The organism is Dactylosporangium sp. CA-233914 (assembly GCF_050942935.1).
Classification (GTDB): domain Bacteria; phylum Actinomycetota; class Actinomycetes; order Mycobacteriales; family Micromonosporaceae; genus Dactylosporangium.
On record NZ_CP192030.1, the window covers coordinates 3,964,754 to 3,976,973 of the forward strand.

Sequence of the window (12,220 nt, forward strand, 5' to 3'; positions counted from 1 at the left end):
TGTCGGCTCCAAGTGTCCGAACACCATCAACGAAGCTCATCCATCGCCGGCGCCATCGCCGGCGAACGGGCTCGGCCGTCGGCGATGGGCCGTGCTGATGGTGGTCTCCGTCGCGCAGCTCATGGTCGTCCTGGATACGACGATCGTGAACATCGCCCTGCCCTCAGCGCAGGCAGACCTCGACTTCCCCGACAGCCAGCGCCACTGGATCATCACCGCTTATGCCCTTGCCTTCGGCAGCCTGTTGCTGCTCGGCGGCCGCGTCGGCGACCGGACCGGCCGCAAGCGCACGTTCCTTATTGCTCTGATCGCCTTCGCCGCAGCCTCCGCGCTGGGCGGCGCCGCACCATCTTTCGCGGTACTGGTGATCGCGCGCGCCGTGCAGGGCGCGGCCGCCGCGCTGCTCGCGCCGGCTGCTCTCGGCACGCTGGCCACGACCTTCACCGACGTCCGCGACAGGGGCAAAGCCTTCGCGCTCTTCGGAACGGTTGCCGTCAGCGGCGGAGCGGTGGGTCTCATCTTCGGCGGAATCCTCACCGAGTATCTGTCCTGGCGCTGGTGCATGTACGTCAACGTACTGTTCGCGGCTGGGGCAGCCCTCGCTGCCAAGGCGTACATGGTTCACGCCAAACCCTCAGTCCGGCCTCACCTCGACATCGCCGGCACGGTGCTGGCGGTTGCGGGTCTGTTCGGATTGGTGTTCGGCCTCTCCCAGGTCGAGGCCAAAGGCTGGACCGACAGGGTCACGCTCACGTCGCTGGCTGTCGGCGTCGTGCTGTTGATTACGTTCAGTGTCGTCGAGCGCCGCGTCCCTCACCCTCTCCTGCCGTTGCGGATCGTCGTTTCACGATTGCGGGGCATGGCGTTCGTCGCGGTCGGCTTCGTCGGCCTGACCACCTTCAGCCTCAACCTGTTCCTGTCCTACTACCTCCAGAACGTCAAACATCTCAGCCCGCTCAACGGCGGCCTGGCGTTTCTACCCATGATCGTCTGCATCATGATCAGCTCGAACGTTTCGAACCGGATCACCCTGCCAATGTTTGGGCCACGAGTCATCGTGACGGTCGGACTCAACCTCAGCGTTGTCGCCCTGGGCTACCTCAGCCTCCTTCGGCCGGCCAGCTCGTACGAGGCCGGAGTCCTGCCCGGCCTCGTGGTGATGGGCCTCGCCTTGGGCATGGTGATGCCGCCGTCAATGAACACCGCAACGCTCGGAGTCGAGCCACGGGACGCCGGAGCCGTCGCCGCCCTGGTGAGCACCATGCAGCAAATCGGCGGTGCGGTGGGCGTGGCGGTAACCAGCGTCATCGCTGCCTCGGCAACCTCGTCCTACCTTTCCAGGCATCCGGGCAGGCCCAACCTCGAGGCCGCCGCCGCGGTACGGGGCTACGGCGTGGTGTTCGGCGTACTCGCGTTGCTCGCAGCGGTAGCGGGTCTGCTCGCAACGGTGTTGTCTCCTCGCAAGATCCACTTCGACGCCATGCACGGGCATAGCCGGGTGTAACTGCCTAGGCCGGGCGGGGGCACACCTGGCTGATGAACCGGGCGGTGGGCGCGCAACAAGCGGCCCTGGCAGCATCCTGGGGCACGTGTGGGACGCGGACGCGGCCCTGGCGCGGGGCCTGGTCGCGGCCGTCGTGCCGCGCGACGAGCTGCTGCCCACCGCGGTTGGGCTCGCCCGGCCGCTGGGCGGACAGCGCAGAGCGTATGTCGAGCGGGCCATCGTACCGCTGCGCGGGGCCGGGGACGGGCGAAGCGCATACGCGGATCTCCTGGACGCCGAGTCCGGCGAGCAGGAATGGTCCATGAACCAGCCGGAGTTCCTCGCCGGCCTGGCCGCGATCCGTGCGCGCATCGGGAGGCGGCGCTGATCAGATCGCCCGGATCAGCAGGACGCCGCCGACGGTCGCGCCGAAGGTGATGATGACGGTGCGCAGCACGCGCGGCGGCAGTCGCTGGGTGAGGCGGGCGCCGAGGAAACCGCCGACCATGGTCGCCGGCACGAGTACCGCGACGACGGCCCAGTTGACCGGGCCGAACACGCCGTAGACGACGACCGTCACGACGCCGATGGTCGCTGAGAGGACGTTCTTCAGCGCGCTGACCCGCCGCAGCGGGTCGTCGAGGATGAGCGAGAGGCCGGCGACGAGCAACACGCCGAGCGCGGCGTTGAAGTAGCCGCCGTAGAGGCCGCCGAGGAAGACGGCCAGGTGCAGCAGCGCGGCGGCCTTGCGTGGGGAGTGGTCGCGGGGCTGCCCGGCGAGCTTGCGGAGCCGCGTCTGGAACCCGAGCGTCGCGGTCGCACCGAGGACGAGGAACGGCACCACGATGTCGAACACGGCGCGCGGCGTGGCGAGCAGCAGCGCGCAGCCGCACAGCGCGCCGAGGACCGCGGTCGGCACCGCCCTGCGGAGGCGCCGGCCCTGGCCGGTCAGGTCGCTGCGGCTGCCGAAGACGCTGGCGCCGTAGCCGGGCGCGACGGACAGTGCGTTGCTGACGTTGGCCGACACCGGGGGCAGGCCGATGCCGAGCAACACCGGGAACGCGATCAACGATCCGCCGCCGGCGATGGCGTTGACCGTTCCGGCGGCCAATCCGGCCAGCACCAGGACGGCGGCATGGAGGGCCGTCATCATCGCCCGACGGCGTAGCCCTGGCCGCCGCGGGGGTTGGCGGCCGCGGACAGCAGTCCCGTCTTCGGGTCGCGGGTGACGCAGGAGAGTCGTCCGAGTTCCCAGTCGCCGACACGGGTGACGATGTGGCCGCGGTCGGTGAGGGCCTCGACGACGTGGTCGCCGAGGCGGTTTTCGACGACGGCGCCGCCGGGTGTCCAGGTGCGGGGCCAGAAGCTTTCGGGGAAACTGGTGGTGTGGAAGGCGGGCGCTTCGATCGCCTGCTGTGGGGTCATTGCGGCGACGAGGGTGCGTACGAGGTATCCCACCTGCCACTGCTCCTGCTGGTCGCCGCCGGGCGTGCCGAGCGCGCTGACGACGTGGCCGTCGCGGACGAGCAGGGTTGGGGTGAGGGTGGTCCGCGGCCGTCTCCCCGGCCGCAGCGCTGAGGGGCTGTCGGGGTCGAGCCAGAGCATTTGGAGGCGGGTGCCGAGCGCGAAGCCGAGTCCGGGGATCGCGGGGGAGGATTGGAGCCAGCCGCCGGAGGGTGTGGCGGAGATGGTGTTGCCCCAGCGGTCGATGATGTCGAGGTGGCAGGTGTCGCCGCGGGTGGGTTCGCCGGCGCCGGTGTGCCGGACGGCCTCGTCCGGGCTGGTGCGTTGGGCCGGGAGCCATGCGCGGGCGCGTAGCTCGTGGGAGGCGGTCGGCGTGATCAGTACCCGCCGCTGCCGGGCGTATTCGGCGGACAGCAGGCGTTGCAGGTCTGCGGCGGGGAGGTCCTCGCTGTAATAGGCCTCCCGGTCGGCCATGGCCAGCTTCAGTGCCTCGATCACGTGGTGCACACCCAAGTCCGTGGTCAGGTCGAGTTCCGCATCGGTGTAGCCGTCGAGGATGGCGAGGGTCTGCAGCAGCGCCGGGCCCTGTGACCAAGGACCGGCCTTGAGGATCTGCGTGCCGCGGAACGTGCCGGCCACAGGTATCTCGTAGGTGGCGGTGAACCTGGCCATGTCGTCGGCGGTGAGCACGCCGCGGTGGACGGTGCCGGTGGAGTGCGGGTGTGGTGTTGTGCGGACGAAGGTGTCGATGGCGTCGGCGACGAACCCGGTTCGCCAGATGGTTCGGGCGCGGTCGATGTGGTCGGTGCGGCTGCCCGGCCCGTGCACCAGCCGGGTCAGCGTGTCGGCGTATAGCGGGTTGCGCACGATCTGGCCGGGCTGCGGCGGTACGCCTCCGTCCAGCCACAGCTCGGCCGATGTGGGCCAACTCTGGCGGAACAGTGGTGTCACGGCGGCGATTGCCCGTGCCGCGCCGGTGCTGATGGGGTGGCCGGTGGTGGCGTAGTGGATGGCATAGCCGAGGACGTCGGCCAGTTCCCAGGTGCCGTGGTCGCGTAGCAGCATCAGCCACGCGTCGACCGCACCAGGGACCGCCGCGGCCAGCGTTCCGGCGCCCGGGATCAGGTCCAGGCCCTCCGATCTGAAGTGTTCGATCGTCGCGGCTTGCGGGGCCGGGCCCTGCCCGGCCAAGACCTGCGGGGGCGAGCCGGCGGGGGCGATCAGGGCAACCAGATCGCCGCCGGCGCCGTTCATGTGCGGCTCCACCACGTGGAGCACGAACGCCGCGGCCACCGCAGCGTCGAAGGCGTTGCCGCCGCGTTCGAACACGGACTGCCCGGTGGAGGAGGCCAGCCAGTGGGTCGACGCGCACATGCCGAAAGACCCCGTCAGGTCTGGCCGGGCCTGGAACGCGGTCACCTCGAGGCTGCCGCGATCCGCTCGTTGCGGGCGTGGATCGCCTCCCAGGTGGCCGGGACGACGAGCTCGGCCCCGCCGTGGATGCTGTGCTGGGCGAAGTCGGCGTACGGGCGCTGGCGGGTCTCGTAGCGCGGGAACGCGGTGGCGTGGTCGCCGGCGCAGTTCTCGAGCTCCTCGGCGAGGATGTGGGTGCCGGTGAACGCGATCGACGTGCCCCGCCCCGACAGACCGGAGGCGGCGTGCGCGGCGTCGCCGACGAGGACGACCCGGCCGCGGTGCCAGGCCGGCATGTGGATCTGGGCCGCCGAGTCGAAGTACAGCTCGGGATCGACCCGGGCCGCCTCGATCAGGGCCGGGATCCGCCACTCGGAGTGCCCCGCGAATGCGTCGGCCAGGATCTGCTTCTGGGCGTCGAGATCGTGGTAGTCGTACTCTATCGGGTCCGAACGGAACAGGAACACGCCGAGCGCCTTGTCCTTGTAGCGCATGACGCTCACCATGTGCTCCGGGTAGTTGTAGACCGGGTTGACGCGGTCGGCGCGCGGCTGCTCGTCGGGGAGGTCCGCGATGGCGATGTAGAACCCGAGATGGCGGATGTAGTCGCGCTCCGGGCCGAACGCGAGCCGGCGCACGGCCGAGTGCAGGCCGTCCGCGCCGACCACCAGGTCGTAGCCTGCCTCGCGGCCCGAGACGAACCGCACGTCGACGCCGTCGCCGTTGTCGGCGAGCGAACTGACGGAGTCCTGGAAGATCACTGTCGCGTCGGCCGGGAGCGCGTCGGCGAGGATCCGCGCGAGGTCCTCCCGGGCGATCTCGATGTCGTCGGCCGAGTCGCTGGTCTCCTCCAACGGCAGCCGGGCGACCACCTCGCCGTCGCCGTTGACGAACTGGCCCTGCTCGGTCATGTCCACCCGCTGCGCCAGGATCTGCGGCAGCAGCCCCATCTTGTCCACGATCTCGATCGCGTCGCCGCGGACGTCGATCGGGGATCCGTTGACCCGGAAGTGGGAGGAGCGTTCGACGATGGTGACGCGGTGGCCGCGGGCGCCGAGGTTCACCGCGGCCGACAGTCCGGCCATGCCGGCCCCTGAGACGAGAATGTCCATGGTTCCTGTTCCTGTCAGTTGCTTGGGAGCGCGGGTTCTGTCAGTTGCTTGGGTGCGCGAGCACGAACTCGCGGATCAGCCGGGCCACGGTGTCCTTGCCCTCGATCGTGATGCCGTGGCGGATCTTGGGGATCGTTTCGAGTCGGGCCCCGGGGATCGCCGCCGCGAGTGCCCGGCCCTTCTCCGGCGTGGCGCTCGGATCGTCCTCGCCATAGATGAGCAGCGTTGGTGCGGTGATCTCGGGTAGCTGTTCGGTGATGTCGAAGTTGCGGACCGCGTCCAGCCGCCGGGCGTCCTCCGCGGGCGGGCGGTGCAGGAGGATCCCGAGCGTCTCGGCCATCAGCTCCTGCGATGCCTGCGCCTGCGGGGAGAGGACGAAGTCGAGCATGCGCTGGGTGCGATCCTGCGGGGACAGCGCGACAATGTCGCCGGCCGTGGAACCCGCCGAGAACGAGACCCGGGAGACCGTCGCGCCCAGCATCAGGGTCTGGACCGCGTCGGGCACGGTGATCGCGAGCTGGAGCGCGATGATGCCGCCGAAGGAGGCGCCGAACACGTGGGCCCGGGAGTACCCGAGGCCCCGGATCAGCGCCGCGCAGTCCCGCGCGAGGTCCTCGGTCCCGTACGGCGCCGCTGGGTTGACGGAGTCGCCGGTGTCGCGCTGGTCGTAGGCGACGGCCCGGATACCGGCGCCGAGCAGCGGCCGGAACGCGTCGTACTGGGCCCGGCTGCTCTCGCCGCCGTGGATGAGGATGACCGGCTCGCCCGACCCCGACTCGGAGTAGGCGATCTCGACGTCCCCGGCCCGCACCCGCCCGGTCGTGGTCACGACTCCTCGCCCTCGGCGCGGACCAGGTGACCGCGGCCGTTGGTGACGGGCGGCAGGGGCTCACTGCTGCGCAACGGCTCACCGATCAGCTCGACGATGTAGTGCGTGACCGTGTGGTCCTCGAGGTTGCGGATGCGGTGGGCCGGCAGGCCGGTGGCGCCGACCGCGCGATACATCACGTAGCCGGGCTGGGCCACCTGGGACAGCGACCAGTCGGCGTCGCCGGCCTCCTGGCCCTGCGCCCGGCCGGCGTCGGGCCAGAGCACGAAGTGGTCGTGGTGGTGCTGGTGGAAGTCGAACATGCCGCCGGGCGCGAGCGTCATCGACCACACCCGGACCCGGTCGTTCTCGAAGATGAGGGTGTCTCCCGGGGCGGACGGATAGCTGTCCATCTGGGGTCCTTTCGCCACCTTAAGATACGTCGTGTACCTTTGACGAGGCCACGGTACCGCCGCGAAATAGGATACGCAATGCCTCTTATGGAACGCTCCACCCAACGTCGCCGCGGTGCCGAGCTGGAGTCGGCGCTGCTGGACGCCGCCTGGGCCGAGCTGTTGGAAGCCGGCTACGACGGCTTCACCATCGACGCGGTCGCGATCCGCGCCGGGACCAGCCGGGCGGTGCTGTACCGCCGCTGGCCCACCAAACAGGACCTGGTCCGGGCCGCTCTGGGCCACGGCGCGGGCAACGACTTGCCGCCACCGCCGCAGACCGGCAGCCTCCGTGGCGACCTGATCGCCCTGCTGCGCCAGGCCAACCAGACCCGCATCGACGTCGCCACTCTCGTGATGGTGCGGCTCGGGGCGTACTACAAGGAAACCGGGACGAGCATCGCCGACCTGCGCGAAGTGATGCCGGGCAACCACCAGGCGGTCGTCCAGCAGATCATCGAACGCGCCGTGGAGCGGGGCGAGATCGACCCGGCCAAGCTCACCCCGCGCATAGCCCGGCTACCGTTCGACCTCTTCCGCTACGAGCTGATGATGACCCTCGAGCCGGTCCCCGACGCGACCATCGAGGAGATCATCGACACCACGTTCCTGCCCCTCGTCACGCCCGGCAGGACACCTCGACGACCTCGACGGCCCGGCGCAGCGACTCCTGCACCGTGACCCAGGGCGTGCCGGCCAGGCGGGCTTGCGTGCTAACGGCTTCTGGGCCGGCGCGGTGGGGCTTCCTTGTCAGAGTTGTGCGAGGGGTACGCGGTGTCCGTCGGCGGCGGAACGCGCGATCGCGTCCAGGAGCCGGTGCCGTGTGACGGCGTGGGCGAAGTCCGGGGCGGTCGCGGTGCCGTGGACGAGGTCGTCGCGGATCGCGGTGTAGGCGTGGGCCAGCGTGTGGATCGGTGTTCCTGCCAGGCGGGGGTGGCCGTCGTAGCCGTCGGGCAGCGTCAGCTCCGCCGGCCGGGCACGACCGCGCGCGCCGCGTACCGTGATCGGGTTGATGTGTGGATGTCCGGCGGCGGTGACCTCGAGGGTCCCCTCGGTGCCGTCGATCAGCAGCGAGAATCCGGGGCCCGACGCCGTGCCGCCGCGGTGGTGGACGGAGAGGATCGCGCCGTTCGGCAGGGTGCCGGAGACGGCGATCTGGTCCTCGGCGGTCATCGGGACCGTCTGCCCGGTGCGGCCGAGGGGGACGCGGGGCCGCCGGGTCGCGGTCGTGGCGACGACGTCCTGCAGCTCGCCGACGGTCATCGACACCAGGTCGATCGCGTGCCCGAACGCGATGGTGAGCATGGTGGCGCCGAGCGTGCGGTCGAGCGTGTAGCGCATGCGTTCGGAGACAGCGGTTCCCCACTCGGACGAGGACGCCACCACGGTCGCGGACAGCACCTGCCCTACGTATCCGCCGGATACGAGCTCGGCCAGCCACCGGACGGTGGGCGAGGAGCGTCCCTGGAGCCCGATGAAGGTCCGCGTGCCGCGGGCGGCGTGGGCCATCTCCTCGGCCTCGGGCAGGTCGACGGCGAACGGCCACTCGCTGAGCACCGGCACTCCAGCCTTCAGCGCGGGCAGCACGAGTTCGCGATGCCGGGGGACCTTGACGGCGATGACGACGAGGTCGACGTTCTCGTTCTGGGCCAGCTGTTCCACCGAGGCGTACGCGGGTACCCCGTACGCGGCGCCGGCGGCGCGGGCCGACGCGGGCGAGCTTGCTGCCAGCGCGGTGAGCTCGATGCCGTCGACGGCCGAGAGGGCCGGCAGGTGCGCCCCCGCCGCGCTCAGGCCCACGATCCCGACGCCGACCGTACGGCGCGCGCGTGGTTCTTCCATAGTGGTTCCTTCCGCATTCCGACGATTTATGTTCCGGTTGGTACGTAATCGGGATATGTGAGTCCCACCCCGGTGCGGGTCAGGCCTCCAAGGGAGTCGCTACGGCCGCCAGCTGAGCAGCGCGGTGTCGACGATCTCGTCGAGTTCGCAGGCGGTGAGGCCGTTCGCGGCCTGCACTGCGATGCCGAATCCCGTGGTCATGACGAAGCGGGCAAGGCGTCGCGGGTCGGCCTCGGGTGGGAGGTCGCCCTCGTCGACGGCGCGCCGGAAGCGCTCCTCGAGGCGATCGCCGGCGTCGTTGCGCCAGTCGACGAGCACGTCGTGCGCGGGCCGGCTCTCCTCGCTCGACGCCAGCGCGCTCTGTACGGCCATGCACCCGGCGGGCGCGCTGGGCTGGGTCGTGGCCCGGACCGCGCCGCGCAGGAACGCCTCGGCCACCTGCCGCGCGGTCGGCTCGCGGAGGGCGCGCGTCGCATAGGAGGCCGGGCCTTCGCCGTAGCGCTGCAGGGCCTTGCGGAAGAGCTGCTCCTTGTTGCCGAAGGCGGCGTACATGCTCGTCTTGGTGATCCCCATGGCACCGGTCAGATCGGTGAGGCTCGTGCCGTCGTAGCCCCGCGCCCAGAACACCTGCATGGCGCGCTCCAGCGCCTCGTCGATGTCGAACTCCCTGGGCCGGCCTCTCACCGTCGTCCGTGAACCACTCATAGCGGCATCCTCCTCGATCCAGAACCAGTACGGAGCGGCCGACCAGCGCGTCCGGCTGTTCCTTCCCTCACACCAGATTTTAGTACCGACCGGAACTTATATGCTAGCTTTCGGTACCAACCGGAACTTAAAGCGGTCTGATTCACATCCCGGAAAGGGGAACCAACACGATGAAAACCACCTCGCTCGGCGGCCTTGAGGTCTCGCGTATCGGCCTGGGCGCCATGGGGATCTCCGCCTTCTACACCGGCGCCGGCCGGCTCGACGACCAGGCGATCCGCACCATTCACCGCGCCCTGGACCTCGGTGTCACGCACATCGACACCGCCGAGGTGTACGGCCCGTACACCAATGAGGAAGTGGTGGGCCGCGCGGTGAAGAGGCGCCGGGGCGAGGTCGTGCTGGCCGCCAAGTTCGGTCTCGTCTCGCACACCGGCCGGCCCGGCGCGGACGGCACCCCGGCCAACATCCGGCTCGCCGTGGAGGGGTCGCTGCGCCGCCTGGGAACCGACCACATCGACCTGTACTACCAGCACCGCGTCGACCCGGACACCCCCATCGAGGAGACCATCGGCGCGCTGGCAGCCCTGGTCGCCGAGGGCAAGGTGCGTCACATCGGCCTGTCGGAGGCGGGGCCGGCGACCATCCGGCGGGCCCACGCGGTGCACCCGGTGACCGCGGTGCAGAGCGAGTACTCGCTGTGGACCCGCGACCCCGAGTCCGCGGTTCTACCGGTTCTGCGCGAGCTGGGGATCGGCTTCGTGCCGTACTCCCCGCTCGGCCACGGCTTCCTCACCGGGAACATCCGCTCGCTCGACGGCCTCGACGCCGACGACTGGCGCCGCACCAACCCGCGCTTCACCGGCGGCAACCTCGAACGCAACCTGCGCATCGTCGACGAGGTCCGCGCCGTCGCCGCCGAGGCCGGGGCCACACCCGCACAGGTCGCCCTCGCCTGGCTGCTCGCCCAGGGCGACGACATCGCCCCCATTCCCGGCACCACCCGGATCGATCGGCTGGAGGAGAACACCGCCGCCGGCCACGTCGCGCTCACCGACAGCCAGGTCGCCCGCCTCAACGGCCTGGCACCGGCCTTGGGTGATCGCTACGACGAGGCCAACATGGCCGCCATCGACCGCTGAGCCCCGGGCTTTCCGCGGGGCAGGGGCCTGACCCCATGGTCTTGCCCCTGCCTCGCGTGGAGTGTGGCCGGTGTCAACCGCATCGATAGACCTTGATATAGATCGAATTGATGTCGATCAGCTTATTCCGGGCCGGGGTGAGCCCGTCCGGTAGTGCACGGCAACCGTGAATCCGCCGGCGGCGAGACGGTCGGCGATGGCCGCACCGATCCCATGGCTGGCGCCGGTGACGACGGCGATCCGGCCGGACGCGGGAGTGGTGAGAGCGTCGAGGCAGCGCTCGCCGGTGTCAGTCATGAGGACCTTTCTGTCGCCCCGGACCGGGTTCGGTTGTCGTACTTCGTCATTGCTGCGGTCGGAAAGTCCGGCTTCCGGGCCGTGCTGTCGGCGGTGCGGAAGCCGGACGCGTGCGGAACGTCAGTTGCTGAGCTGCCGCTGGACCGCCTGGGCGTCGATGAGGTAGTTCATCTCGTAGAAGCGCCCGTCGCGGACCTTGTGGAAGGCGTACTCCGCGAACTCCACGACGGCGCCGGTCGGGGCGACGCCGAGCCACTCCTTGGTGTGCGTGCCCTTGTTGAACAGGCGGGCCGCCACCCGGTCACCGTCGATGGCGATGTCCTGGACCCGCCAGGTGAAGTCCGGCACCGAATCGCCGTGCGCCTTCAGCTCCGCGATGATGTCCTCCCGCCTGGCCGGCTTGCCGTTCTCGACGAGCTCGTCATGCACGAACTCGGTCATCCGGTCGAAGTCATGCGCGTTGAGCGCTTCGATGTAGCGCTCGAAAACCTCACGAACCTCGGACTCAGACATGGCGTTCTCCCCTCTATGTGCCGGGGCTTTCTCCGGCCGTGATGCTGCTTGGCACCGCGTGTGAACCTTTATGTTCCGATCGGTACTTTATTAAGCTAAGACCGATCGGTACAGAAAGCAACGTGTCACACGTCACGCAGGACCGGCATCCCTGAATCAGAGGATCAGCGAACGCTTCAGCAGCCACCCGAGTGGTCGCATCTGATGCCGGGCGAGCCGAACCGGCTGGCGAATCTGGTAGGCATGAAACCGGTCGATCGCTCGATGGTCACCGAGGCTTGGAGGGTTTGGAAGGTGGGACTCAACGGCGCCACGCGGACCCAGGCACCGCTCATGCCGCAGGCGTTGGACGTCGACATGCGCTATGGACATCTGATGGTGTTCCCCCGGTGACGGCGCAGCCACGGTTCGCGCGGGTCAACGAGCTGCTCGGCCGAGTACCCCGTCCGCCGGGGGAGCCGCCGCCGAGGGGTGCCCCTCGTCAACAACTCGAGGGGCTCGAGGCGGAGATGGGGTATCCCCTGCCGGAGTCGTTGCGCGAGTGGCTCTCGTCCTGCAACGGCGCGCTCGCCGGGCCGGGCGGCCTCTACGGCGTGGGCACGGGCCGGGAGTTTCTCGACATCGATGCGGTCCTGCGGATGTATCCCGATTGGCGGCCTCGGCGATGGCTGCCTGTGGCCGGCGACGGCACCGGGGGCCAGTACGTGATCGATGCGGGCCGCGTCCATCTGGATGCCGACGCGGTCTACTTCGTCGACGTGTCAGAGGATCCCTCGGCACTCGCGTACATCGTCGGGTCCGGTTTGGCGCTGTTCCTGGAGTTCCTGCTCGACCGCGACCTGGGCGTGCGTGGGTGGCCGTTCGACGCCGGTCATGTGCTGGCGCTCGATCCCGCGGTCGCCGCGGTGGACCCCCCGACGCTGCTGCCCTGGCATGCCGGATCAGCTTGACGTCGACGCGGCCCCACGAGGCGCATAACGCGCTTCATG

15 protein-coding genes are annotated in these 12,220 nt (G+C 69.9%); 6 read left to right on the forward strand and 9 right to left on the reverse strand.

Annotated elements, in window-relative coordinates; all coding sequences use genetic code 11:
• The first annotated feature begins 97 nt into the window (after nucleotides 1-97).
• Both ACQPY0_RS18005 and ACQPY0_RS18010 read left to right on the forward strand, forming a co-directional pair.
• Complete coding sequence (locus ACQPY0_RS18005; RefSeq protein WP_432995289.1) at nucleotides 98-1,504, forward strand: MFS transporter; 1,407 nt, start codon at nucleotides 98-100, stop codon at nucleotides 1,502-1,504.
• An 85-nt stretch (nucleotides 1,505-1,589) separates the two neighbouring features.
• A complete protein-coding gene (locus ACQPY0_RS18010) occupies nucleotides 1,590-1,871 on the forward strand; it encodes a hypothetical protein (protein WP_432990242.1) in 282 nt (93 codons plus the stop codon).
• Here ACQPY0_RS18010 and ACQPY0_RS18015 read toward each other — a convergent pair whose 3' ends face one another.
• The 5 genes from ACQPY0_RS18015 to ACQPY0_RS18035 are packed head-to-tail and all read right to left on the reverse strand — an operon-like array spanning nucleotide 1,872 to nucleotide 6,693.
• The gene (locus ACQPY0_RS18015) at nucleotides 1,872-2,633 is read right to left on the reverse strand and encodes a sulfite exporter TauE/SafE family protein (protein WP_432995291.1); all 762 of its coding nucleotides are present in this window, start codon (nucleotides 2,631-2,633) and stop codon (nucleotides 1,872-1,874) included.
• Complete coding sequence (locus ACQPY0_RS18020; RefSeq protein ID WP_432990244.1) at nucleotides 2,633-4,321, reverse strand: gamma-glutamyltransferase family protein; 1,689 nt, start codon at nucleotides 4,319-4,321, stop codon at nucleotides 2,633-2,635. Before ACQPY0_RS18020 ends, ACQPY0_RS18015 begins: the two co-directional genes overlap by 1 nt.
• 41 nt (nucleotides 4,322-4,362) lie before the next feature.
• Nucleotides 4,363-5,472, reverse strand: a complete 1,110-nt coding sequence (locus tag ACQPY0_RS18025; protein ID WP_432990246.1) for an FAD-dependent monooxygenase — start codon at nucleotides 5,470-5,472, stop codon at nucleotides 4,363-4,365.
• A 40-nt stretch (nucleotides 5,473-5,512) separates the two neighbouring features.
• Nucleotides 5,513-6,301 (reverse strand): alpha/beta fold hydrolase, encoded by a 789-nt coding sequence (locus ACQPY0_RS18030; RefSeq protein WP_432990248.1) that lies wholly within the window; start codon nucleotides 6,299-6,301, stop codon nucleotides 5,513-5,515.
• Nucleotides 6,298-6,693, reverse strand: a complete 396-nt coding sequence (locus ACQPY0_RS18035) for a hypothetical protein (protein ID WP_432990250.1) — start codon at nucleotides 6,691-6,693, stop codon at nucleotides 6,298-6,300. The genes ACQPY0_RS18030 and ACQPY0_RS18035 overlap by 4 nt, the downstream gene beginning before the upstream one ends.
• An 87-nt stretch (nucleotides 6,694-6,780) precedes the next feature.
• On the opposite strand from ACQPY0_RS18035, the gene ACQPY0_RS18040 reads away from it, so the two are divergent.
• On the forward strand, nucleotides 6,781-7,413 hold the full coding sequence (locus ACQPY0_RS18040; RefSeq protein WP_432990252.1) for a TetR/AcrR family transcriptional regulator: 633 nt from the start codon (nucleotides 6,781-6,783) through the stop codon (nucleotides 7,411-7,413).
• Between the two features lie 69 nt (nucleotides 7,414-7,482).
• Here the strand turns inward: ACQPY0_RS18040 and ACQPY0_RS18045 are convergent, their stop codons facing one another.
• Both ACQPY0_RS18045 and ACQPY0_RS18050 read right to left on the reverse strand, forming a co-directional pair.
• Complete coding sequence (locus ACQPY0_RS18045; RefSeq protein ID WP_432990254.1) at nucleotides 7,483-8,574, reverse strand: Gfo/Idh/MocA family protein; 1,092 nt, start codon at nucleotides 8,572-8,574, stop codon at nucleotides 7,483-7,485.
• 99 nt (nucleotides 8,575-8,673) lie between these two features.
• Nucleotides 8,674-9,279 carry a TetR/AcrR family transcriptional regulator gene (locus ACQPY0_RS18050; RefSeq protein ID WP_432990256.1) on the reverse strand — a complete coding sequence of 202 codons (606 nt, stop codon included), beginning with the start codon at nucleotides 9,277-9,279 and terminating at the stop codon, nucleotides 8,674-8,676.
• 170 nt (nucleotides 9,280-9,449) lie between these two features.
• Here ACQPY0_RS18050 and ACQPY0_RS18055 point away from each other — a divergent pair, with 170 nt between their 5' ends.
• Nucleotides 9,450-10,421 (forward strand): aldo/keto reductase, encoded by a 972-nt coding sequence (locus ACQPY0_RS18055; RefSeq protein ID WP_432990258.1) that lies wholly within the window; start codon nucleotides 9,450-9,452, stop codon nucleotides 10,419-10,421.
• Nucleotides 10,422-10,538: 117 nt separating this feature from the next.
• On the opposite strand, the gene ACQPY0_RS18060 is transcribed toward ACQPY0_RS18055, so the two are convergent.
• A complete protein-coding gene (locus ACQPY0_RS18060; protein WP_432990260.1) occupies nucleotides 10,539-10,718 on the reverse strand; it encodes an SDR family NAD(P)-dependent oxidoreductase in 180 nt (59 codons plus the stop codon).
• A 120-nt stretch (nucleotides 10,719-10,838) separates the two neighbouring features.
• Entirely contained in the window at nucleotides 10,839-11,231 is a 393-nt protein-coding gene (locus ACQPY0_RS18065) for an ester cyclase (protein ID WP_432990262.1), read from the reverse strand.
• Between the two features lie 204 nt (nucleotides 11,232-11,435).
• On the opposite strand from ACQPY0_RS18065, the gene ACQPY0_RS18070 reads away from it, so the two are divergent.
• Both ACQPY0_RS18070 and ACQPY0_RS18075 read left to right on the forward strand, forming a co-directional pair.
• Nucleotides 11,436-11,624, forward strand: a complete 189-nt coding sequence (locus tag ACQPY0_RS18070; protein WP_432990263.1) for a hypothetical protein — start codon at nucleotides 11,436-11,438, stop codon at nucleotides 11,622-11,624.
• 140 nt (nucleotides 11,625-11,764) lie between these two features.
• Complete coding sequence (locus ACQPY0_RS18075; RefSeq protein WP_432990265.1) at nucleotides 11,765-12,181, forward strand: hypothetical protein; 417 nt, start codon at nucleotides 11,765-11,767, stop codon at nucleotides 12,179-12,181.
• The last annotated feature ends 39 nt before the right edge of the window (nucleotides 12,182-12,220 follow it).

What these genes read in the sequence shown, in the direction of transcription:
- ACQPY0_RS18065 (WP_432990262.1), bottom strand. Translation starts at nt 11,231, where the DNA reads ATGTCTGAGTCCGAGGTTCGTGAGGTTTTCGAGCGCTACATCGAAGCG.
- ACQPY0_RS18015 (WP_432995291.1), bottom strand. Translation starts at nt 2,633, where the DNA reads ATGACGGCCCTCCATGCCGCCGTCCTGGTGCTGGCCGGATTGGCCGCC.
- ACQPY0_RS18045 (WP_432990254.1), bottom strand. Translation starts at nt 8,574, where the DNA reads ATGGAAGAACCACGCGCGCGCCGTACGGTCGGCGTCGGGATCGTGGGC.
- ACQPY0_RS18005 (WP_432995289.1), top strand. Translation starts at nt 98, where the DNA reads ATGGTGGTCTCCGTCGCGCAGCTCATGGTCGTCCTGGATACGACGATC.
- ACQPY0_RS18070 (WP_432990263.1), top strand. Translation starts at nt 11,436, where the DNA reads ATGCCGGGCGAGCCGAACCGGCTGGCGAATCTGGTAGGCATGAAACCG.
- ACQPY0_RS18050 (WP_432990256.1), bottom strand. Translation starts at nt 9,279, where the DNA reads ATGAGTGGTTCACGGACGACGGTGAGAGGCCGGCCCAGGGAGTTCGAC.
- ACQPY0_RS18035 (WP_432990250.1), bottom strand. Translation starts at nt 6,693, where the DNA reads ATGGACAGCTATCCGTCCGCCCCGGGAGACACCCTCATCTTCGAGAAC.
- ACQPY0_RS18025 (WP_432990246.1), bottom strand. Translation starts at nt 5,472, where the DNA reads ATGGACATTCTCGTCTCAGGGGCCGGCATGGCCGGACTGTCGGCCGCG.
- ACQPY0_RS18055 (WP_432990258.1), top strand. Translation starts at nt 9,450, where the DNA reads ATGAAAACCACCTCGCTCGGCGGCCTTGAGGTCTCGCGTATCGGCCTG.
- ACQPY0_RS18040 (WP_432990252.1), top strand. Translation starts at nt 6,781, where the DNA reads ATGGAACGCTCCACCCAACGTCGCCGCGGTGCCGAGCTGGAGTCGGCG.
- ACQPY0_RS18060 (WP_432990260.1), bottom strand. Translation starts at nt 10,718, where the DNA reads ATGACTGACACCGGCGAGCGCTGCCTCGACGCTCTCACCACTCCCGCG.
- ACQPY0_RS18020 (WP_432990244.1), bottom strand. Translation starts at nt 4,321, where the DNA reads ATGTGCGCGTCGACCCACTGGCTGGCCTCCTCCACCGGGCAGTCCGTG.